Here is a 25,780-nt window from a genome sequence, read left to right as displayed (position 1 = left end):
TCATTTCGATTTTTCAAGATGACGGCGAATGCGTTCGGCGACTTCGATCACGTGGGGATCGAACATCATCGATCCGTGGGTGCCACCAACCCATTCAAGGGTCAGAGCATTACCCGCGACCCTTTGCCAGCCGCTATATTGATCGCCTTCGATGCTGGGTGCGGCGCGGGTTTCGGTTGTCGGACGCAGCAGCAGGACATCAATCCCGTCAATTTTCGGCGGGACGTAATGGACGGCGGCCAGTGCGTTATTCTGGAACACGGCCAGCAGGCGGCGCATGGTGCCGCGATCTGCCTCGTCAGGCAGAAGGTCGCAATTCTTGCCGCGTTCGAGTAACAGGTCGATGCGTTCTTCGGGGGTTAACGGACGCAATTCGTCAACCGTGACGAGGCCCAGTTCGGCAAAAATATCGGCAAGATATTCTGCCTCGCCCTTGCGCAATATGGCGCGGACCGCATCGGGCACGGCAATCGCATCAAGCAGGATGATATTGCGCACATCAATTCCGGCCTGCTGCATCCGGAAGGCGGCTTCGAAGGCCAGCAATCCGCCGAAGCTCCAGCCGATGACATGGATTGGCCCGTCGGGGACTGTCTGACGGATGGCGGGCATGTAGGCGGCGACCATTTCCTCGACCGTGGGCTGCAAATTCTGGCCTTCTTCAAGGCCCTGTGCCTCGACCATGTAAAGCGGCTGATCGGGGCCGAATTCACGGGCAAGGTTTTGATAGCACAGAACATTGCCGCCGACCGGATGGAAGCAGACCATTGGCGGTTTGGTTCCCGATGCATTGACGGTGACAATCGGGCTTTTGACATGCCTGGCGTTTTCACGTTCGGAAATGCGGGCGGCAAGTTTTTCGACCGAGGCGCAGGTGAACAGATCACCCAGCGGGATTTTGACGTTGGTGAGTTTGTTGATTTTTGACAGGAACTGAACCGCAAGGACGCTGTGGCCGCCGAGTTCAAAGAAATCGGCGGTGGCGTCATCGATGGTGCAATCAAGGACTTCGCCCATCAGGCGGGCGACGGTTTTTTCATGGTCGCTGCCAAGCGGCTTGGCAGTGACGCCCGTTACCTGATCGGTGTTTTCGGGGACTGGAAGGCGTGAAAGATCAATCTTGCCATTTACGGTCAGCGGTAGATCATCCATCGTGATCAGGTGGCTGGGCACCATATAGTTCGGCAGGGCCTGTTCAAGTTTTGCCCGGCACGCTGCGATATCGAAACAGGCATGGGCATCGTCATCGGTGACGACGTAAGCGACCAGAACAACATTGCCGTTCTGATGGCGGTCATGGGCGACCACGGCAGCGCGGCGGATATGGGGATGTGTCAGCAGGGCATGTTCGACTTCGCCCAGTTCGATGCGGTTGCCGCGAACCTTGATCTGACCGTCTTCGCGGCCAAGGAAAATGATTTCGCCATCACTGCGCCGCCGCCCCATATCACCGGTGCGATAGACACGGTTGCCGTTGGGGTCGGTCACAAATTTCTGCGCGGTCAGGATCGGATCGTTCAGGTAACCGCGTGCAACACCGGCCCCGCCAATGCGGATTTCACCCGGAACACCATCGGGCAACGGGCGGCCCATATCATCGCAGATTTCCAGATAAACACCCTGAATGGCGCGGCCAATCGGGGGTGGCAGGATCTGTTTGTGGTTGTGGGCGGTCATCACATACTGGGCCGATGAAACGCAGCATTCCGTCGGGCCATAGGCATTGACCAGTTTGCGGTCAGTCTGGCCGGGCAGGGCAAAGAAACGTTCGACCAGTCGGCTTGAAACAGCTTCGCCGCCCAGAACGACCATCCTTGCCGGACAGGAAAGCCGGTTTTCTTCCCAGTAATCCAGCAGCAGGGAAAACAGGCTTGGCGTTGCGTCAAGCTGATCAATGGCGTTGGTGACCATCAGGTGATGCAGGGCTTCGGGGTCGCTTCGTGTGGCCGATCCGGTGATGTTCAGGCAATGCCCGTTCAGGATGGCCGCAAAAATCTGAACGATGGAGCCGTCAAAGGCAAAGGGCGCAACACAGGTCAGGTTAAGGGCGCGGTCGGGATCATCGGCACCGATCTGTTTTAACTGCGTATCAAGTACCGACTGGGCGAGGTTCACAACCGATCCATGTTCGATCATCACCCCCTTAGGCGTGCCGGTGGTGCCGCTGGTGAACAGGACATAGGCAAGATCGTTTGCCGATGTCACGGTTGCAGGGCGCTGATCGTTCGCGGCATTAAGCGCAGCCAGATCGTGGCGGCGCTTTTTGGGTGCGACGGGGTGTTTTGCCGCATCCGATGTCAGGACGAAATCGAATGTGTAGGGCGCGGGATCAAACCCGTCAGCATCGATGGCGGATCGGTTGGCGGCAAAGCCGCCCTGTTCGCGTGCCCAGTCTTCAAGAAAGCATTGCGGGACAAACAGGTCTTCGAGGAAATCAAGTCGGGTGTTGTAACCCTTGCCCACCGTCTCGCGGGCAAACCGGGCCAGATCGGCAAGGTAATCATCGCGGCGATCCGCATCCCATACATTGCCAAGATAAATCGCCCCGCCCGGTGCGAGCAGGGTTTTTGCCTTTGTCAGGACCGTGCGCAGATAACCGTAACCGGGGAAGTTTTCGATGACGCTGTTCATGATGATCAGGTCGAACGAGCCCGGTTCATAAACATCGATATCATGCGCGCCAAGCTGCCGACCGATGACATGCGTCATGCCAAGATTGATCGCCAGTGCCTCGGTCCGTTCGACGTTGCGGCGTGACAGATCGGTCGCGACATAGGTGCCGACCACCGGGGCGACGTGTTTCATGGTGAAGCCGGACGCGCAGCCGATTTCAAGCACACGGGCATTGCGCGATACCAGACCGGCGACCTTGTTGCGCGCATTGGCCCCGAAGGCATCCATCGCACTTTGTGCAATCGGTTGCCCGGTAAAGGCACTTTTCCAGCCGCCAGCCAGAATGTTATCGGCATCATCCCCTGCCAGATGATCCCACAGTTCGACCGACATCAGGGAACCGTGATTTTCCGTCAGGGTATCGATATCGTCACGGTCAAGACACAGAATGTTGGTGACGGTTTTACAGCGCCACTGCAGCTGGTGGAGATCACCGATATGGGTGGTTTCGGAAATGATAAGTGGCAGTGCGGCATTGCGAACCAGTGTGGTGCGCCGGATCAGCGGCACATTTGGATCAAGCGGCACAAAGGCAAGACCGGCCTTGAGAACGCCAAGGGTTGCCGCGATGTAATGGCGGTTGCGTCCGGTCATTACGCCGATAAGCGATCCGGTCGGCAGGGCGAGACCGGCAATGAAATGCGCGATACGATTGCTTTGACGATCAAGGTCAGCATAGCTGATTTCGCCGGTTTCATCGCGGGTTGCGATGCGATGCGGGTAAGACGCCGCAATTGACGCAAACCGGTCGATGATGCTGCCGGTTGTTGCCGATGGCGGAACATCGGGCGTGCCATTCATACCGGGCGTTGGCGTATCGAGGGTTTCAAAATCGAAATCGGCGATTTTCATTATGCGTCCTTTTGGGCGTTTTGTGCGGCGGCAGCGGCGAATTTGCCAAGGAATGCCAACCAGCGCTGCATGGTTTCCGCATCAAACAGATCGGTGTCATATTCAAGCGTAAAGCGCGCCTGACCGGATTCTTCGGTCAGGAACAGAATGATGTCATGTTTGGCCGTCGTGTTATCGACAAAGGCATCCATATTGGATGGCAGGATGCCCGCAGCATCGGGGGCAAGCAACGGCAAGCCGGATTGAGCCCAGCCGTTTTGCGCCAATCCGCTTACGGCTTCGAAGCGCTGACATTCGAACACCACATTTACCAGTGGCTGACGGTTGGATTTGCGTTTTGGCGCGACGGCCCGGACCAGTTCATCAAACGGGAAATCCTGCCGGTCCAGCGCATCGGCAATATTGACATGGGTGGCACGGATCAGATCGACAAGATCGGTATCGTCGTCAAGCTGCATACGGATTGGCAGGACATTGACAAAGAAGCCGATCAGGCCTTCGGTTTCGATGCGTTCGCGCCCGGCAACGCCCATGCCGATCACCATGTCGCGTTGGCGTGTCAGGCGATAGAGCATGGCGGAAAACAGCGACAGGCCCACCGATGACAGGGTTGTTTTGTTCCGGCTGGCAAGTTGGTGCAGGCCCGATAAAACATCATCAGGCAGGGCAAGATGCACATGTGCCCCGCGGAAAGATTGTTTTTCGGGCACGGGCCGATCGGTTGGCAGATTGACCTGATCCGGCGCGTTGGCAAGCTGTTGACGCCAGTAATCGGCGGCATCTGCCCAATCCTGCCCGGATTGCCAATGGGCGAAATCCTTATACGTGATCGGAAGTGGCGGTAGGGCATCGTTCCGTTCATGAAGAACGGCATCATAAAGCGCGCCAAGTTCATTGATCAGGATGCGCGAAGACCAGCCATCGCCGACGATATGATGGGTCATCAGGATCATCAGGCTTTCATTGGCGGCCACCCGGATCACACGCCCGCGGATCAATGGGGGCTGATCAAGGATGATCGGTGTTGCGGCCTCAAGCCGTGCCAGGCGCAGGGCTTCGCGGGCCGGGTCGGCATGACCCGCAAGATCATCAAACGCGACGGCGGGCGGAGTGGTGGCGTGGATTTTCTGCGTGATCGTGCCGTCATGCTCGGCAAAGCCGGTACGCAATGTTTCATGACGGTCCACCAGCCGGGTCAGGGCCGATTGCAGGATATCGGCGCGCAAATCACCGGTGCAGCGGAAGACATAAAGCATGCCATAGGCGCCGCTATTGCCATCCATTTTTGAAAGAAGATAAAGCCGCTTTTGCGCGTGGCTGGCCGGGTAATATTCCATTGCCGGTGCGGCCGGGATTTGGCCATTGCCGGTGGCGTGGATATTGATGGTGGCATTGTCGATATGGCGGGCAAGCCCCATGACCGTGGGATCGGCAAAGAAGTCGGCCATACTGATGCGTTTGCCGGTGCGGTCGGCAATGCGGTTTACGATCCGGATCGCCATCAGGCTGTGACCGCCAAGCTGGGTGAAGCTGGCGTGTCGGTTACGGATCGGGGTTGCGAACACCTCGGTAAAGATATCGCAAACCAGTTCCTCGGCCGGGTTGGCGGGCGGGGTGTCGGTGCCGCCGTCAAGCGCCATCGCATTTGATGTGCGCACCGTTTCGAGTAGCGCCCTGCGATCCACCTTGCCATTGGCGGTGATCGGGATGGTATCGACGATATGCCATTTCGCCGGGATCATGTAGCCGGGCAGATGTGTGCCAAGCCACGTCATCAGGGCAGGGATATCGACATCCTGATCCTGTGTCGTCTGAATGCAGCCGATGATCGTCCCGCCATCAGGCGCGTTGGCATCAAACAGGGCAACGGCATTTTTGATGCCGGGTGCGGATTGAAGCTGCTGTTCGATTTCATCCAGTTCGATGCGGAAGCCACGCAATTTGATCTGATTGTCATGGCGACCGCCAAATTCGATCCGGCCATCACGGGTCCAGCGGGCAAGGTCGCCGGTGCGATACAGCCGTTGGCCGGGCTGATCGGGATCGGGGATGAACCGTTCGCCGGTCAGGTCGGGACGTTGCCAGTATTCACGCGCCAGCCGCGCCCCGCCAATCATCAATTCGCCCCAGACCCCGACGGGCGCGCGTTGACCGTTCTGATCAAGGATCAGGGTTTTGGTATGGGCGATGGGTTTGCCAATGATGGTGGCGTCGGTATCACCCGACAGATCATTTTCGGTGATCGGGCCGACAACGGCGAAGGTCGTGCTTTCGGTCGGACCATAGCCGTTCAGAACCGTGACGTGCGGGCAGGCGTTGATAAAGGTTCTGACATGCTGTTTGCTGATCGCATCCCCGCCGATCATCAGGATATCAAGCCCGGCAAGGGGTTGGGGATCATGATCGACCTGGCGGTTAAACAGGCCGACACTCATGAACATTTTCGTAACACCAAATTGCGACAGGGCATCGCCGAGCCTGGCCGGATCAAGCAGATCATTACGATCAATGACGGCGATTTCGGCACCGCGCAGCAGGGTCACCCAGATTTCAAAGGTCGAGGCATCAAATGCCAGCGGGCCCGCCTGTGCCACCGCATCAGAGGCAACGATTTTGGCGTAATCCGCCCCAAGTACCAGCCGACGCACGGCACCCTGTTCGATCAGAACCCCCTTGGGCGTTCCGGTCGAGCCGGAGGTATACATGATATAGGCAGGCAAACTGTCCGCGTTGGTCAGTTCGGGCAGTTTGAAATCGGTTGGTGCCGGGGTAATGCCCGCGATATTGATCCGTTGCGGGGATGGGGTAACGGTTTCGGACAAGGCACCCAACGCATCCAGCGCGTCATGACCGGCATCATCGACCAGAACCAGTTTGGCACCGCTGTCGGCAAGGATGAATTGATTGCGTGCCGCCGGATAGGCAGGATCAAGCGGGACATATCCCGCACCGATGGCAGTAATCCCGAGAATGGCGGCAATGGCCGGACGACCGCGTTCAATATGCAGTGCAACCAGATCACCCGGTTCGATCCCTGCGGTTTGCAGGCAATGGGCAATGGCACACGCATTGGCATGCAGTTCCCCAAAGGTCCATGTGCCGTTGGTATCGCGGATGGCAGGGGCATCGGGGGTGATGGATGCCTGTCTGGCGAATATCGCAAAGATCCCGGCATTCGCATCCGTATCAAGGCGGGTGTCGGGTTCTGGTCCCTGTTCCCAGATTTCGATATTGGCTTTCTGCTCATCTGGCAGAAGATCAAGGGACGCAATCGGGCCTGTGCTTGCGGAGGTGTCCGTCGCAACCAGCTTTTGCAGGGTTTTCGTGAAGATGTGACCGAGTTCGATCATGCGGTCGCGATCGAACATATCGGCATAATAGTCAAACGAGATGACCATTCGTTCCGGCAGGTCGCGGACAAATATCGCCAGATCGTTCTTGCATTGCTGTCGTCCAAGGCCGATGGGGCGCATGGATTTGGCCTGATCATCCGGTCCGTAATCGCCCTGCGCATAATTCATGTAAGACAGGGATACTTCCGATAGCAGGGTGCGTTCGGGCTCGGCCGGTGGCGAAAGATCATCCAGCAGAAGATCTAGGAAATAGGCCCGATGGCGCAGGGCATCGATATGGTGGTTTTGCACCTTGTGCAGAAGGGATGCGAAAGTTTCATCATCAGCAATCTGCATGCGGAGCGGCAGAAGCGAAACCATCATGCCCGGCACATTGCGGAAACCAGCACCATCACGCTGATTAACCGGGACGCTGATGACCAGATCGTCGGTTGCGGTGATCCTGCCAAGCACGGCAAACCATGTCGCCATCATCAGCGAGAACATGGTGACGCGTTGGTCGGATGCGAATTTGCGCGCCGATTTCAGCACCGCTAGATCAATATCAAACGCGACGATTTCGCCGGTGAAACTGTGGATGGCCGGGCGCCTGCGATCAGACGGCAGATCCAGTTTCGGAAGCGGTCCCTGATAAAGGGAAAGCCAGTAATCACGTGCGGTTTCAAGCCGCTTCAGGCTTTCGGGTTGCTGGCTCCAGTACGCATAATCGCGAAGCTGATAGGGGAGCGGGGGCAAGGCCTGCTCGCGATAAATCGCCAGCAATTCCGAGAGCAGCATTTCAATGGTAAAGCCATCGCAAACCGTGTGATGGATATCAAAGAACAGTGCCTTTTGACCGTCAACCGCACATAGCAGACGCCAGCGCGCGGGAATTTCCGTTGCCAGATCGAACGGCATGACAAGCTCTACACCGGCATCGTCAAGCGATACGGAAGCATCAAGTTCGATCAGCGTCAGATCGGGCAGGGCTTCGTTAAGTGGCAGAATTTTCATGACCCAGTCATCGCCATTGGCGATCAAGCGGGTGCGCAGGATTTCATGACGTTCGGTCAGGCGGGTGATGGCATCGCGCAGGCGATCAAGATCAACATTATCATCCAGCATGAAGGCATGCGGCAGGTTAAAGGCCGTGCCGAGATTGCCGCTTTGTTCGGCATGCAGAACCGAAACCTGTTCAGGGGCCAGCGGATAGAATTCCATTTCCGGTGCGCGGCGGGGGTCCGCTTCGACCTCGACCTCGGCCTCGGTTTTGGTCTGTGCCGGTTCTGGTGCCAGCAACAGGGAAACGGGCGATGGTGTCGCTGTTTCAACGGATGGCGATATCTTTGTGGCCAGTGCCGTGATCGTCGGGGTTTCAAACAGATCGGCAAGACCGATATTGCAGGCAAGTTCGGCATTCATGCGATCAACGATCTGCATGCCGGTGATGGAATCCCCACCAAGGGCATAGAAATCCTCGTCCGGGTCGATGGTGTCATAACCAAGGATTTCGGCCCAGATTTTTGCAATCCTGTCTGTCGGGGTGTGTTTTGCCCCGGCTGTTTCATGAAGGTCTGGCGTTTGCGCAATTGACGGGGCAAATTGCGCGGACAGGTCGAACACCGTCGGTGCGGCAAAAAGGTCCGAAATTGCCAGTGACAGTTTCAGTTCGGTATTGATGCGGTCGACGATCTGCATGCCGGTGATGGAATCGCCGCCAAGGGCAAAGAAATCATCATCCGGGGCGACGGCATCATACCCAAGCGTTTCGGCCCAGATGGCGGCGATCCTTTGCGGGATATTCGGCGCGGATGCCGGTGCAGATGCCGGTACAGATGGCTGTGTCGCTACGGATGGAGATACCGGTGCGGAAACGGGCTTTGCCGGTTGTGCGGTTGTTTCACCGGCAAGGGCGGGATCAAGCACGACAAGCTGTGCCGCCGTGGTATGCATGGCATCACGCCAGAAGATCGGTGCTTGTTGCGGGGTGATGGTGGCTCCATCCTGAAGCGGTACATTATGACGCGCGGCCATGCCCTGCTCGGCAAGGGCACACCAGTCGATGGTCAGGGCCGGGCGCCCCTGTGACCTGCGGTAACGGGCAAAACCGTCAAGGAAGGCATTGGCAGCACTATAGGCGGCCTGACCGGGCACACCGACGATGGCCGTCAGGCTGCCGAACATGACAAAGGCCTGCACGGGGTCATTTACGGTCAGGGCGTCAAGATGACGGGCGCCATTGATCTTGGCGGCCATGATATCCTCGAACGCGTCCATGTCCCGCACGGCCAGGAATCCGCCATCGGCAAGCCCGGCGGCATGGGCGATGGCCGTGATCGGGCCAAGGGTATTTCGGATCGTGGCAAGCGTATCGGAAAGGGCGTTTTTATCGGCAACGTCGCATGCGTAAATTGATACCTTAATACCCTTGGCGCGAAGGTCGGCAAGTTTTGACTGCGCAACCGCATCAAGGCTGGTTTCGCCCCGACGTGCCAGAAGGGCGAGCGCGACTTTGCCACCCATCGCCATTTCTTCGGCAAGGGCCATAGCAAAACCACCGGTGCCGCCGGTCACGACGCAGACGCCGTGATCGGGCCAGTTGGCCTTTGCCAGATTGCCCGCACCGGAAACCGGGCGGAGTTTGCGGTGATAACGCATCTGATTACGATAAACCGAAACCGGATCGCGGCCCGGTCCGGCTGCCAGTTCACCACCAATAAGCGTGATGAAATCAGTAGGTGCGATATCGGCAAAGCTCAGGACAAGTCGGGGTTCTTCGGTGCTTGCGGCGATGGCAACACCGGCAGCGGCACTTTGATCCGGATCGGTGGGGATGGTGTCGCTATCGATTTGATAGGCGCCACATCCGGTCACGACAAGCCGCATCCGTCCACGGATGCCACGCAGCACATTGCGCAGGCAGCGGGCGGTGCGAAGGGCGATGTCTTCGCCTGGTTGCAAGGCCAGAATGACGTTTTGCGCTGTTGCCAGCATATCCTTGCTGATGGCGTCGGGATGGGTGCGCTGGCAGGCAGCCGGGACCGGCCAGAAATCACCATCGGCAATCATGAGAGTGTTTTCAGGTATCGGGTGCGTTTCAACGTTTTCCGGCAGCCAGTCGATTTCGAGCAGTTCCGGCATGGCGGATGCGGTGGATGATGCCGTGCCGCTGCCATGCCGCGAGAAGCGGATGCCGCGTATGGTCAGAAGCAGCTTCTGGCTTTGGGCATCAAAGAAGGAGAAGTCGGCCTGTCCCGGTTTATGGCGTTCGGTACAGACAAGGATATCGTCGGTAAAGGGCGCATGAAGTGTGATTTCGTCAACGCCGACGGGAATGGAACCATTATCCTCTGCCGTCAGGATCATGCTGCACGCAATATCGGCCATGGCGGGATGAATGACCCAGTCACGCAGGTCGGCATGATATTGCGGTTTCAGTTTCAGATGCATCATCGCCATGGTTTCGTCCGCGCTGTATTGCATGGACACCCGGCAATCCCAACGGTCGCTGATCGTGATCGGCCCGATCTGGGCGGCGTAGGGGGCGATATTGGCCGTAAGGGTACATTTTGCGCGCGCATGGTCGAGCGACGGCAAATTATCGTGATGACTGCTTTCCGGTGTATTATTGGCCCAGCGCGCGGTGGCAAAGACCGACCATTTGCCGTTTTTCAGGCGGCCACCCAGTTCGACAAGACCATCATTTCCAAGCAAAAGCGTTGCCGTACCATCGGGCAGGGCATTGGGAAGAAGGGTTTTTTGCCATTTCAGGTCGGAAATCCGCACCGCCGGATCGCCCGTGCCATTGCGGATGGCGGTGGCGATCATGGCAGGAACAGCCATGCCGACCAGTGTCGGTTGTCCGTTCAGATGATGTTCGCCCGTCGGCCAGAAGGACGGCGTGCCAACCGGAATGGCAAAGCAGCGGCCCCTTTCGGTTTCGACCGGACCGGTCATGATGGCTATATCCGGTGCCCGGTTACCGCCAAAGACCGGTTTGCAGACGATTTTTGCAAATGGCGCGTGGGGCAGGGATACGCGGCGCGCGCGAATGTCGTCGGGCCAGATCAGATTGGCACCTTCCAGCCATTGGTGGGCGCTGGTGGTTGCATCGGCGAGATTGCCCGAAACCGCAGAAACCGATGAGGCACCGGCGGCAGGTTTGGGGGCCGCGCAATTTGCCATGTCACCGGCGATCAATCGCGCAAGGGCGTGTAGAATGCTGTCGCGATCCGAAACCGCAACGGCGAAGCGATGCCTTAGCTGGTCGCGCCCGGTTGCCAGCGTGTGGCAGATGTCACGAATAGCAAGGCCGGTGTCATTGGCAATATCGCGATGCAGCTTGGTGGCATAGTCGATTAATGCCGCCTCGTTGGCGGCAGACAGGGCAAGGATGAAGGTCCCGTTTTGCGCGGTTTCATCCTGTGCATTTGCCGCGTGTTTTGGGGCGGCTTCAAGGATCACATGGGCGTTGATACCACTTAGCCCAAAGGAACTGACACCGGCACGTCTTGGTGCGCCACGGTCCGCCAAGGGTTCAAGGCGGTTGGTCGGGCGCACCGGGGCGCGGGTAAAATCAATCCGGCTGTTGGGCGTTTCAAAGAAGGGTTGTGGCGGGGCCTGATCAAAGCGCAATGCCATAATGGCGCGTGCAAGACCAAGCGCCCCTGCGGCACCATCAAGATGCCCGTAATTGCCCTTGCCCGAGCCGATTAGCGCGAAGCCATGTTCATCCGTGCTTCCGGCGAAGGCACGGGTCAGGCCATCAATTTCAATCGGATCGCCAAGCGACGTGCCGGTGCCATGCGCCTCGATATACGATAGTGATCCCAGTTCGATGTCGGCCGCGCGGGCCGCCTGCCGGATGACATCGGCCTGCATGGCCGGGTTGGGGGCGGCAGCGCCGCTTGAGGCGCCGTCCTGATTGACGGCACTGCCGCAGATGATGGCATGGACGGGATCGCCATCGGCGATGGCGTTGCCAAGCGGTTTGAGGACAAAGACAACGCTGCCTTCGCCCATGCCAGTACCATCGGCGGCGTCGTCAAAGGCGCGGGTGCGTGCGGTGGAAGAATCAATCGTAAAGCCACCATCGGCATCGGGTGGGCAGGGGATCAGTTTTGCACCGCCGGCAAGGGCGATGGAGCATGTGCCGCTTCGCAAATTCTGGCAGGCCTGATGGACGGCGACCAAGGATGACGAGCAAGCGGTGTCGATGATATTTGCCGGACCGTGCCAGTCTTTTAGGAAGGACAGGCGTGTGACCATGTTCGAGGGCACGTTAAGGGCAAAGACCTGTTCGGCCCTGTCACGTGCGACATGTTCCATGGCAACGCGCCATGCCGGGTTCGCACCGCCACCAGCAAAAATGCCGACCTTTTTACCGCGCAGGGCCTGCCCGCCATAACCGGCATTTTCCATCGCCATCAGGGCGGTTTCGATAAACAGGCGCTGTTCCGGGTCAATCAGGGCGGCATCCGCCGGGGCCATGCGGAAACGGCCCGGATCGAAGTCAAAGATGCGATCAAGATAGGCGGCTTCGCGGAAGTTTTTCGGAATAGGACGGCCGATGGCGGCCATCATGTCGCGGGTTTCATGATCGCGTTCGGGCGGAAGCGGACGCACGCGATCCGTGCCGCGGGCGACGTCCGACCAGAATGTATTGACATCATCCGCCCCGGCAAGCTGAAGGCCAATGCCGATCACCGCAATCGGTTCGTCGGTGGCAAGCTGGGCACCTTGCGCCGCTGCAAGATCGTCGGTTGCGATATTCAACCCGGCCAGAAGTTCGGCCTGACGTGCGATGGTGGCACTGGCGAACAGATCGGCGATGCTGACCTTTCCGGGCCAGCGGGCATTGATTTTTTCATGCAGGCGCAGCAGCAAAAGCGAATTGCCGCCGACATCAAAGAAACCGTCTTCTCGATCCGCCATCACACCGGGCAGGATTTCCTGCCACAGCCGTTGCAGAACGCGTTCCAGATTTGCCAGGTCATGGTTGTCGGCATCCGACTTTGCCGCGATAGCCGGTTTTGGTTTCCGGTTGGCGACTTTTGGCGACCCTGCCATCGGTGTCCCCGAAAGGGCCTTTCGGTCGACCTTGCCGCTGCTGGTGAGAGGCAGGTGATCAAGGGCAAAGAAACGTGCCGGGATCATATATTCGGGCAGGCGGGTGCGCAGATGATCGCGCAGGACACCAATGGTCAGTTCACCGTCACCCAGTACAAAGGCATGCAATTCATCAAGGTCGCCAACCCGCACCGCCTTGACCAGGGCGCGTTCAACCAGATCGTGGCTTTCAATCGTGGTTTCGACTTCGCCGCATTCGATGCGGAAGCCGCGAATTTTGACCTGATGATCGATCCGGCCAAGATATTCGACCGACCCGTCGGCAAGGAAGCGGCCCAGATCACCAGTGCGATACAGTTTATGGCCCGGATTGCGGGGATCATCGGGGAACTTTTCGGCACTCAGTTCCGGACGGTTGCGATAGCCGCGCGCGATCTGTGGGCCGCCAAGCACGATTTCACCTGTGACGCCAATCGGCATGTCGCCCAGTTTGTCATCAAGGATGCGAATGGTGGTGTTGGCAATCGGTTTGCCGATGGGAACGATATCGGGATTATCAAGCGGCGAGCAGGCATGCCAGGTGACATCCACCGTCGCCTCGGTCGGGCCGTAAAGGTTATGGAGTTCGGTCCCGAAGCGATCAAACAGCAGATCGTTGAAGCGTTTTACCAGTGCCGGGTCAAGTGCCTCGCCACTGGCGAAAACGCGTTTGAGGCTGCCAAGGTTTTCGATATCGACCAGCCCGTGTTCGACCGAGAACAGGAAACTTGCCAGCATCGAAGGCACGAAATGCATGGTGGTGACACCATGATCGCGAATGGTCTGGGCCAGTTGTTGCGGATCGCGTTCAACACCCGGATCGGGCAGGACAACGCGCGCCCCGGTCCATGACCACCAGAACAGTTCCCAGACCGACACATCGAATGTGATCGGGGTTTTTTGCAAAATGACGTCATCAGGGCCAATCGGGAAGGCGTCCTGCATCCAGAGGATACGGTTCAGAACACCGCGATGGGCGATTTCGACACCTTTCGGGCGACCGGTCGAGCCGGATGTGAACAGCACATAGGCAAGATCATCGGGTGCGTTGATCGCATCAGGGATATCGGCATCTTCGGTGCCATCGATGATCAGGACATTGTCGACGTCAAACAGATGGGCGAGATCGTCGGTGGTGATGACACGCGGATAGCCAAGATCATCAAGCATATCCTTGCGGCGCTGTTCGGGGTGATCCGGGTCAAGGGGGCTATATGCCGCTCCACATAGAAGTATCCCGTGAATGGCGGCCAGCATATCGACCGACCGTCGCACGGCAACGCCGATCACATCACCCGGACCAATTGATGCCGCGCGCAGTTTTGCGGCAATCCCGGCCGCACGACGGGCGAATTGTTCGTAGCTTAGGGTTGCAGACGTTCCGATAACCGCCGGTGCGGTTGGCGTGGCGCGGACCTGATCAAGGAACGGTTCGGAAATGCTGCGTTCAATCGCAAGGTCAAGATCGGTGGCATTGAATTGATCAATCCGGTCGCATTCGTCCGCCGACAGGATCGGCAATTCGGCGATTTTGATTGTCGATGGTTTGGGCAGGGCGGCGCAGGCAAGGATTTCAAGCCGGTTGAAAATTGCCTGAATGGTGGATTTGTCAAACAGGTCGGTATCAAATTCGATCTGGCACAAAAGGGCGTCGTTCCGTTTGCTGAAATAGAACGCAAGATCGAATTTCGAGAACGGGAATTCGGTTTTCAGAAGCGAGAGTTCTGCATAGCCAAGCTTGCCGAGGTCGGGGATGCTGTCCTGCCAGGCGACCAGAACATCAAATAACGGATTGCGGGCAGGATCGCGCGGGGCATTGACGGCGGCAACCACATCCTCGAACGGGGCGGCCTGATCGGACAGGGCATCAATGATGGTTTTGCCGGTTTGGGTCAGATGGTCGTCAAACCCGGCATCCGGATCGACATTCTGACGCAGAACGACGGTGTTCACAAAGAAGCCAACCACGTCATCAAGGGCAGTCTGCTCGCGGCCCGCCACCAGCATGCCAAGCGGGATATCTGTCTGCCCGCATTGCCGGTACATCAGGATTTGGACCAAGGCGGTCAGAATGGAAAACGCGGTTGTACCACGCCGATCCGCCGCATCATTGATCAGACGCGCGGTGTCTTCGCCAAAGGCCGTTTCATGGAAATCACCGGCGAAACGACGGATTTTTGGCCGGCGCCGGTCCGTTGGCAGGGCCAGCGGTTCGGGCAGGGGCAACAGCCGTTCTTTCCAGCGGGCCAGCAAATCCTTGCCATCGGCTGAGCTTAAATAGCTGTGTTGCCATCTTGCAAAATCCTCGTAATGGCGGTCAAGCAATGGCAACGACGGGGTGGCTGTTCCGGTTTCTGCGGCATAAAGGGCTGCAAGATCGCGCAGCAATGTCGGCATCGACCAGCCATCGCAAATCGCATGATGCAGGGAAACCAGCATCCAGTGACGGTTCGGGGCGAGTGTGATGAGATCGGCCCTTGCCAAGGGCTTGTTTTCAAGGTCGAAGGGACGGACGGTTTCGCGCGCGATGAAAAGGCGGGCGGGGCCTTCGTCCATTTGGTGGCGGCCAAGCACCCATGAACCGGCGGGTGCCAGATACTGGCTGACGCCATCGGGATGATGGGGGTCGGATTTGAAACGCAGACGCAGCGCATGTTGCCGTTCTTCCAGTTTGTGCAGGGCGACCTGCAGGGCATCGGCATCAATCGGGCCATTGATTTCAAACGCAGCGGGGACGGAATAAACGGCCATGTCGGGCTGCATGCGTTGGAGGACCCAAAGACGGGCCTGTCCGCTTGAAAGCGGGAATTTCGGGCCGTCTGCCTTGGGGATCAGGAATTGCCTGCCATCCTGTTTATGGTTGGCAAGCAGGGTTGCGATCCCGCCGACTGTTCGGGCAACAAAGATATCCTGAAGTTTCGGACGAATGCCGCTGGATTTTTCGAGCAATCCGGCAAGGCGCATGGCGACAAGGCTGTGTCCGCCCAATGCAAAGAAATCCGACGATGCGGTGATGTCGCGGTTGCCAAACAGGGATTTGAAATGGTTGGCGACGATCTGTTCGAGTTCGCTGCTGCTGTTGGCGTTGCCGGTTTGGGGGGTAAGTGGTGCCGTATCTTTCAGAGCACCAAGAAGCTGTTTGCGATCTACCTTGCCATTCACATTGACCGGCAGATGATCCAGCACGACAAACCGTTCGGGGATCATGTAATCGGGCAGATTGCGGCCAAGGATTTGCATCCAGGTACTGCTGCTATCCTGATCGGCGGCGATGGCGGCACCAAGGAAGGCATCGGCACCACTGCCGACCGGCATCACGCAGGCATTGCGAATGCCGTCAATCTGGCTCAGTCGTTTTTCAATGGCGGCGGTTTCAATCCGGTACCCGCGAATTTTGACCTGCCCGTCACGACGGCCACCAAATTCAATCACGCCATCCGCCCGCCAGCGCGCGCGGTCGCCGGTTTTGTAAAGGCGGGTTTCGGGCAAATGATCGAACGTGACGAATGCCTTGGCGGTGCGTTCGGGCGCGCCGGAATATCCGAGAGCCAGCCCGTCGCCCGCGGCATAAAGTTCACCCCAGACCCCGGTCGGAACGGGTTGCCCGCCGGCATCAAGAATATAGGTGCGCGTATTGCCAATCGGCCGACCAATCGGAATGGTTGCCGATTTTACGTCCTGCGGCGTGATCGGGTGGATACAGGTGAAGGTGGTATTTTCCGTCGGGCCATAGCCGTTGATCAGGGCAAGGCCCGGGCAGGCGGTCATGACTTTTTGCAGGTGGGTGGGGCTTAGTGCCTCGCCCCCGGAAAGCAGTCTTTTGAGCGGCGCAAAGCAACCCGGGGCATCATCGGCGATACGGTTAAACAGGCTTGCGGTCAGCCACATGGTGGTAACACAGCCATCTTCAAGGGCATTGCGAAGGGCGGCTGGATCAAACAGGGTTTCGTTATCAATCAGAATCAGTTTGCCGCCATTCAGAAGCGGTGCCCAGATTTCAAGAGTTGCGGCATCAAAACCAAGCGATGCGGCCTGTGCCATGACATCGGTGTCATCAAATGCAAGCGCCCGATTGTTCACAGCCAGACGGGCGACAGCCCGGTTGGGGATCAGCACCCCTTTGGGCGCACCGGTCGAGCCCGATGTGAACATGACATAGGCCAGATCATCGCCCGCACGTTTGGCAAAGGATGCATTTGATGTTGCGTTGGTGTCAGGAAGATGTGCGATGCGAACGCGACCAGAAATGCCCGACAGGCGATCAAATTCGGTGTTGTCACACAAAAGAACGTTGGCACCGCATTCTTCCATCAGGGTCGCAATGGCATCACCCGGCAGCGATTTATCAATCGGTAGATAAGCCGCACCGTGCCAGGCAATGCCAAGAAGGGTGATAATCGCATTAAGCGAACGATCCGCTGCAAGGGCGACGATTGAGCCGGGCGTAACATCAAGAGCATCGAGCCCGGCAGAAATGGCGGCGACCCGCTGCCCCAAAGCACTATAGGTGATTTTCTGATCGCGATCCTGCAGGGCGATCTTGCCCGCGTTGGCCGGGTTTGTGATCTGCCGGGCGAGCAATTCGCCAAGGCCGCAGTCGCGTGGGTAATCCGATGCGGTATCGTTGAGCGAGATGGATAGTTGATCGCGTTCGTCTTCGGGAAGAATATCCACAAGACCAAGCGGCATTTCCGGGTTTTGGGCAAGCGCACGCGCAAAGGTCAGGAAACGTTTTGCAAAACGTTCGATCCATGCTTCGCCATAGATGTTGCTTTGATACTCGACGGCCAAAGATGTTTCCGCGCCGTTTTTCGTCATGCCGACCATCAGGGGGAATTTGCCTGCCCCGAAGTCGAGATCTTCGATCACGAAGGGGCTGTCACTGATTTCCATTACGTGGACGGCATCGAACGGCAGGCCGGTCGGGCCCTGTGCCGCCTTTGTCAGATCGTGCACCAGACGCGACAGGGGATAATCCTGCACATCGAGTATGGACAGGACCTCGTGCCCGACCTGTCTGGTCAGGGCATCAAGGTTATCTGCCATATCCGGTTTGATCGCGACGGGCAGGACATTCACAAAGCAGCCCATCGACTGCATGGTTTCCTTATCCCTGCGGCCGGCAAAGGGCAGCCCGATTATGGCTGTGCCGTTTTCCTTGTGCCGGGCGATCACGGCGATGGTGAGCGACGCCCAGAGTGTGGTCTGGGTCGTTTTGCGGGTATGGCTGGCAAGCTTTGCGAAAGCGTCGGCGTCAGCGCTTGTCAGCTCGATCAAAAGCCGTTTGCCACCACCGTTCCGATCCGCTGACGGGTCATCAGGCAGTCCGACGGATAGCAGTTTATCGGTTCGTGCCGACCAGAAGTTCCGTGCGATTTCGCCGCGTTCCCGATCCAGATTGCGATGCGCATTGCGCACAAGTTCTTCGATATCGGGGATGTTTCCGGGGGTGTCTCCGGCAAGAATGCCACGAAGCTCTTTTTGCAGCAACATGACCGACTGGCCATCAAAGCACAGATGATCAATTGCAATGATCAGTTGCGGGGCTTGTTCGTTGTCCTGTTCGATATAGCCAAACCGGGCCAGAGGACCGGTTGCGAGATCAAAAAGACCATGACGGATTTCACGGCTAGTTTCGATCTTGCGCACCGTTACCGGCATGTGGGCATACACACGCTGGATCAGTTGGCCGTCCTGTTCAACAAAGGTGGACCGGAGGGCATCATGGCGTTTCACAATGGCGCCAATCGCATCACGGACGGCGCTGAAACCGGTTCCTTCCGGGAGGGGGAAGCCGGTGACGATGTGGTAATTGGCGTTTATCGGCTGATCGCGCCTTGCAATCCATTGGCCTTCGATGGCGGGATGGGCCGGGAAGGATTTGAGGATCGGCCCGGCGGTGGAACCCTTATTTTCCGGTTCGACTGGTGCACGCAGCAGGCCGATGATTTCAGCCTTCAGGTCACGGGTTTCGGATTTCAGGTCATCGTCAAACGCACCAGTCGGTGCATCAAAACAAAGATCGCGCCCGTTGGCATGCAGGCTTAGCACAATGTCGCGCTGACGGAGTTTATCAAGCAGGTCGCGTGCGGTTTGTGTGCGGCGTAACAACTGATCGGTATTCATTACAGCACTCCCTGTTCGCGTGTCGAAAGGGGGGCTGCTGGCGCAGGCGGAGCATTGGTAGGCACTCTGTTTTTATCAAAGGATGCAATCAGGTTGGCAACACCTGAAACCGTGCGGCCTTCGAACATTACGGCAGCGGGAATTTCGGCATTCAGGACTTCGGAAAGACGTGTCGCGATCCGGACGGCAAATAATGAGTCGCCGCCAAGTTCAAAGAAATCGTCGTCCGGGCCGATTGCCGGATCGCCAAACATATCGCGCCAGATCGCCAAGATGGTGAATTGCGCCTGTGTGTCGGATTGGATATCCGGCGCATTCTGTGCCGTGGGCATTGTGGCCTCTGCCGGGGCGGCGGGAACGGCGAAAGGTTTCGGATCGGCGGTCGTGGTGATTGCCTTGTCCGGCCAGAACCGGCGCCGGTCAAAGGCATAGGTTGGCAACGGAATGCGGCGGGCGTTTGTGGTTTGGTTCACCCGGTCCCAGTCGGGCGAGGTTCCCATGACCCAAAGCCGGGCGATCGTCGCGGCCAGTGCATTTGATCCGGTGATCGGGGCATTTGCATTTCGGGCGGTGTCGGGACCGGGGGCCGGTTGCAGGGCAATGCTGTTGCCGGTCGGCGTGCCGTTGACGATGGCAAGGCGGCTTGCCGTGTTGCCAAAACCGCATTCGACCATGATCGTTTCGGGCATTCCGGCCAAAAGTCCCTTGATGTTATCGGCAAAGCGCACCGCATTGCGCAGATGTTGAACCCAGTAATCGGGATTGGTCGCGTCTTCGGGTGTCAGCCAATTACCTGTCAGGTTGGACTGGATCGGAAGGGTTGATACGTTCAGCCTGATTTTGGTGACTACATTGCGGAATTCGTCCAGAACCGGTTCCATCATGCGGGAATGGAAGGCATGCGAAACCACAAGCCGCCGGCCGGATTTACCCTGTGATTTGATGTGTTGTTCAAGTGCGTCGATACAGTCGTTGCTGCCAGCCACCACGCATTGACGCGGGCCGTTGATAGCCGCCATTGACAGATCGGGGCCAAAGGCCGCCAGCAGATCCCCGACTTCGGCCTCGGTCATGGACAGGGCAAACATTGATCCCGGTTCGGTTTGTCCCATCAGACGACCGCGCGTGACCACAAGGCGAAGCGCATCGTCAAAGGACACGACCCCGCCAATGCAGGCTGCGACATATTCGCCAATGCTGTGCCCGGCCAGCGCGTCGGGTGAAATGCCGCTTTCGATCAGCCAGCTTGCCAGTGCATATTCATAAATGAACAGGGCGGGTTGGGCGATTTCGGTGCGTGCCATGCGGCTTGATGTTGCCGCGCTTTCATCGGTAACGGTTAGCAATTCAAGAAGATCGTCAGGACCACCGATCTTTGCCACCTGCTGGCAGGCATTGCGGATCATCGCCGCCGAAGTTTGATCTGCTGCATAAAGGTCGGCGGCCATGCCCGGTCGTTGTGATCCCTGGCCGGGGAACAGGAAGGTGATGGACGGGGTGTTGCGTTGGGCGACGGCCTGATGATGGGCGGGCGATTTCGGATTGGTCAGGGCGGGAATCGTTGTGTTGATGTTTGTGGCAACGATCGCGGTCCGAAACCGGTAGGCGTGCCGCCGTGACAGGCTGTTTGCAACATCGGATATCGATATGCCTGACCCGTTTCGCTCAAGCCAGCTTGCGGTATTGGTCAGCAGCTTCTGCAAGGCGGCTTCGCTTGCCGCTGAGAAGGGCAGAATGAGGGGAATATTGTTTTTTGGCGTGGGTGATGCCGGTTTATCGGTACGTGGGGCTTCTTCGATGATGATATGTGCATTGGTGCCACCAACCCCGAAGCTGCTGATACCACCACGCAGCGGTTCATCGCCGCCACTTGATAATGGTTCAACAATACTGTTTACCCGAAATGGTCCCTGATCCAGGCCAAGATTTTCATTTGGCTGATTGAAATGGCAGGTCGGCGGGAATGCCCGGTGACGGATTGCCAGTATGGCCTTGATCAGACCGGCAATTCCGGCGGCACTGTCCAGATGGCCGATATTGCCTTTGACCGAACCAAGCCAGATCGGGTGCGTTGGGGATGTACCGGTTTTTGCATATGCCTTGTTGAGTGCGGCGATCTCTATCGGATCGCCAAGGGCGGTTGCGGTCCCGTGGCCTTCGACAAAGCGGATGGTGACAGGATCGATTTGGGCATCGTCAAGAGCGGTTTGCATGGCCTTTGCCTGTCCATCGACGGAAGGCGCGGTAAAGGCAGCCTTCGCCGAACCGTCATTGTTCATGCCGACGCCCTTGATCACCGCATGGATGGTGTCCCTGTCGGCGGTGGCATCATCAAGACGTTTCAGAAGGACAATGGCCGCACCGCTGCCGCCGACAACGCCGTCTGCCTTGCTGTCGAACGGGCGACAGACACCGCTTCGCGATCCGATGCCGCCCTGCGTGAAGTAATATCCCCCGGCCGGGCTAAGCCCAAGGGCCGCACCACCGGCAAGAGCGACACGGCACTGGCCGGATCGCAATGCTTCGACGGCAAGCGCAATATTGACAAGGCCGGTCGAACAGGCGGTCGAGGATGCGATGGCTGGGCCGGTCAGGTTCAGCTTGTAGGCAAGCCGTGTTGCAGCAAAATCCTTGTCATTGCCGAGTGTCATGCCATAGCGAATGGCATCGGGGCGGCCGCGCAGGCGATCACGCAGGCTGTCGACCAGATAGGTCGGGAAACCAACCCCGACATAAGCCCCAACCGGTCCATCACGCGCCGGATCGCAAGAGCCGTCTTCAAGGGCACCAAGGGCGACTTCAAGCAGCAGGCGTTGCTGCGGATCTGTTTCGATGGTTTCGCCCGTAGTCATGGCAAAGGGCGCGGGATCGAACATATCGATATCGTCAAGAATCCCGTGGCGCGCGACAAAATCGGCATCTTCCAGTGCTGATGGATCACCACCCAGCGTGCGCAGGCGGGAAATATCAACGTCCTTTATCTGATCGACACCGTTTTCAAGCATCGACCAGAAGGTGTCGCGATCATCCGCACCGGGCAGGCGCATCGACATGCCGATAATTGCAATGTCATGATTTTCAGACACATTGCGTTGGGTCTTTACCGGTTCGGCCTTTGCGATTTCAGGAACTGTCTGGTTATCGGCACACAGGTGAAGGGCAAAGGAATTGATCGTCGGGTGCTGGAATATTTCGACAGACGCAATGTTGCGCCCGGCGAGTTTTGACAGGGCAAACTGTGCGCGCGGTACCAGCAATGAATGGGCGCCAGCTTCAAACAGGTTGGTATCGAATTCAATTTCGTCGGTTTCGATCAGATCCATCCAGATTTTGGCAATTTTTTCGGCCATTTGATGAATGCGCATCTGATCGGGTTTGCGGGATGCGGGGGGCGGCGTTTCTTGTGCAACAGGCTGTTTGCCGCCCGGAGCTTGAGCAAATTGGGCAAGTGCCTTGCGATCGATTTTGCCAGACGGTAGCAAAGGAAGCGTTTCCACCCACTCAAGGCGGGTTGGAACGGCCGCATCGGACAGATGGCGCGCCAGTTCGCTGCGCACGGTTGCGATATCAGGCCGTTTCGAATGGCTTCCGTCCGGCAAAAGATAGCCGATCAGTTCGCCGCCATGATTGTTTTTGACGTACAAGACTGCACCCTGCCCGACGCCGGGTACGCGCGAAAGCTGGTATTCGATTTCTCCGATTTCGATACGCTGCCCACGGATTTTGACCTGTTCGTCGGTACGCCCGTGATAATAAAGCAGCCCGTCTTCGCCCCAGGAAGCCAGATCGCCACTACGATAGAAGGTTTCATCCGTTTCGCTGGTCGGGTCTTTGACAAATTTTTCGGCGGTCACAGCAGGCATATTGATATAGCCGCGATTAAGTCCTGTCCCGCCGAGATAGATCTCGCCCGGGACGCCAAGTGGTACCCGTTTCCCGTCCTCATCAAGTATCCGGACAAACGCACCCTTGTCGACGTGGCCAAGCGGGATGTTTTTGGTTTTGATGTCCCTTGGGACCAGATGGGTGGTGGCATGGATTGTGGCCTCGGTCGGGCCATAGCAGTTCCAGATATCGGCAGACTCGAAAACGGAATGAAGCCGCCGGGAAAGTGTTGGTTGCAGGACCTCGCCGCCAATGATCATTCGGCGCAATTTGAAGTTGCCATCGGCCGGAATGGCATCAATCACACTTTCATAAAATGACGGCACTGACATAAGGTGGGTGACATGGTGTCGCGCTACACCGTTCCAGAATTTATGCCCGTCGCTGAGTATCGCATGGGTCATCAGCCACATACGATGGCCACAGATCAATCCGACACAGAATTGATGCATCCATGGATCAAATCCGAGCGATGGGAAAAGTCCCATAGTTTCAGGATTGCCGTTTTCATGTGATCCGATGCCGAATTGCGCAATGGCGACGTCGATCTTGTCGGCAAGGGATTGGTGATGAACGGGAACCGGTTTTGGTTGCCCGGTTGAACCCGACGTATGGAAGACAAAGGCGATATCGTCACCGCAAATATCGGCACGGACATCTTCCAAGACGGTTCTGCCGTCAATGCCCGGCACGGCATTGATATCCTTCACCGTGATGGTGGTGTTGCCGATCTCGCGCCATGCGTCGGTGCTGTCACTCAGAACCAGTCGGCAATCAAGATGACGTGTCATCGACGCGTTGCGTGCGACGGGCTGCAACGGGTCGAGCTGCACACAGACTGCCCCGCATTTCAGGATGCCGATCACAGTGGCAATTTGCTGCGCGCTCGGCGAAACATTCATGCCGACAAAGTCACCCGCTGCAATCCCGTTTTGGCGCAGGTGATGCGCAACGGCATTGGTCATGTGGCCCAACGTTGCAAAGGTGACTTCGCGGCCATCATCGGTGATCAGCGCGATATCGCCGGGGCGTGATGATATGGCGTGCTGAATTCGGTCAGGAATGAGAAGTTCGGGAACCGGTCTTGTGAATGCCGGGCCGGTTTCAAGTTTGCGGATAACGGCAAGCTCGTCCAATGGCGGTGCGGCAATCGTCGCAATTTCCTGTTCCGGATCGTCCAGTGCACGGGACAGGAAATGACGGAAACGGTCGGCGATGCGGGTAACGGATTTAACATCATGGCAAGCGGTATCATATTGCCAGATGATTTCGGCTTCCTGCCTGTCCGGGCTTAGGGCCTGCATCATATAGATCAGGCCAAGGTCGGTGACCGGCCCGTTATAGATATTGACCCGGCGTGTATCGAGTCCGGCAAAAGATAAGGGGTCTGCCCCGTCCAGACTGTTGAAAAAGGCACCATTGCCCGACAAGCCCCTGGCACCCAGCCGTGCCGCGCGCATGCGCGGCGCGCCAAGGCGCATATGCCGGACATCGCGCCGCGCCTGGGCAAAGATATCACGGGCCAGATCGGAAAACCGCGCATGTTTGCCCAAATCGGCATCGAAGGGCACGATATAGGAAAATGCCCCCGGCGTCTGGCGTTCGGCCCGTCCCAACCGGTTCAGAAGCGGCATGGTGACGGTCGGGTGCTTGATATGGGTGATCTGACCAAGCAGGATGAAATAGGCGGCCATGACAATGGCGGTCGGCGATGTGCCGCAGGCTTTGGCTGTCTGGGTCAGTCTGGCGAGTTCCTGACCATCCAGGGTTTGTTCAAGCCGGGCCTGAACCAGTTTTCCCGACGGTTTGTCGGATGAAAACCGGGTAATTGTGTGATCGTCTCTCAGGCGTTCCTGCCAATAGGCAAGATCGCGTTGGAAGGCCGGTGTTTCGGGATAGGTCGTATCGGCGATGATAAAATCGAGATAAGACCCGAATGTGCTTTCGGGCACGGGGGTAGCGGTTTTAAGCGCGCTGTATATTTCTGCTGCGCGCATTGCCATCAGATGGCCTGCATATCCGTCGCAGACCAGATGATGATAAACCCGGACCCACCAGAAACGCCCTTTGCCCAGTTGCAAGAGGCGGTGGCGGCAATGGTGTCCGTTTTCCGGATCAAGCGGACGGCGGCGGATTTCTTCGACTTCGTGATGGGCGATCAGAACCGGATCGTCGGCAAAACTTAAATCGATGACGCTGAAATCGGTTTCGCGACAGGTATCGGCGAGGAACTGGAAGGGATTGCCGCCTTCGGATCCAAAGCGCAGACGAAGGGCGTCATTTTCCTGATCGGTTTGGACGATGGCCTTGTGAAGGGCAGGAATATCAAGATCGCCGTCAAAGCGAATGACGCTGCAAATATTGTAATTTGCGCAATCATCCCCTTTGGCCCAGTCAAGCCATATGCTTGCCTGCGGCGTTGTAAGTGGTGCTCCCTGCCGTTCTGTCCCCGGCGCAAACGTGTTTGTGCGCTTCTGCAACGTCTGACCTTTCAAACGTTGATTGCGCCATGCAGCAAGCGGTTTTTGAAATCCTGTTCAACAGGCTTTTTGTATGCCCCCGACCACATGGCTCATCCCCAACCATATCCGAAAGAATATGCCCGGGAACGCCCTTCAAATGCAAGTGATCGTAGTGAAAAATCGCAAGTTAAGTCCGTGAAAATACAATCAAAGGTACGCTGTTTAGATGCCTGAACAGCTTGATGTTTCTTGTCTTTCTGTTGATTTTGCTTCGGAGTTTTTCTGTTCGTATAGTGTGGCGATATGATCCGGATTTTAACCGTGATACGGTGTTTGCGTGCA

3 protein-coding genes are annotated in these 25,780 nt (G+C 57.6%); all 3 read right to left on the bottom strand.

The window, feature by feature from the left end; translation table 11 throughout:
• From J7395_RS17315 to J7395_RS17305, 3 genes are read right to left on the bottom strand one after another with little or no spacing between them, the layout of a single operon-like run.
• On the bottom strand, positions 1–3,525 hold the full coding sequence (locus tag J7395_RS17315; RefSeq protein ID WP_209222706.1) for an alpha/beta fold hydrolase: 3,525 nt from the start codon (positions 3,523–3,525) through the stop codon (positions 1–3).
• Positions 3,525–19,091, bottom strand: a complete 15,567-nt coding sequence (locus tag J7395_RS17310; protein WP_209222704.1) for a non-ribosomal peptide synthetase — start codon at positions 19,089–19,091, stop codon at positions 3,525–3,527. Before J7395_RS17310 ends, J7395_RS17315 begins: the two co-directional genes overlap by 1 nt.
• Positions 19,091–25,456, bottom strand: coding sequence for a non-ribosomal peptide synthetase/type I polyketide synthase (locus tag J7395_RS17305; RefSeq protein WP_209222702.1), 6,366 nt, complete (start codon positions 25,454–25,456; stop codon positions 19,091–19,093). Before J7395_RS17305 ends, J7395_RS17310 begins: the two co-directional genes overlap by 1 nt.
• Positions 25,457–25,780: the final 324 nt, after the last annotated feature.

This window comes from Thalassospira sp. A3_1, assembly GCF_017744215.1.
Lineage (GTDB): Bacteria > Pseudomonadota > Alphaproteobacteria > Rhodospirillales > Thalassospiraceae > Thalassospira > Thalassospira lucentensis_A.
This window is presented reverse-complemented; position numbering and strand designations above follow the sequence as displayed.

Excerpts from the sequence above, each read along its gene's own strand:
- J7395_RS17315 (WP_209222706.1), bottom strand. The coding sequence starts at position 3,525 with ATGAAAATCGCCGATTTCGATTTTGAAACCCTCGATACGCCAACGCCC.
- J7395_RS17310 (WP_209222704.1), bottom strand. The coding sequence starts at position 19,091 with ATGAATACCGATCAGTTGTTACGCCGCACACAAACCGCACGCGACCTG.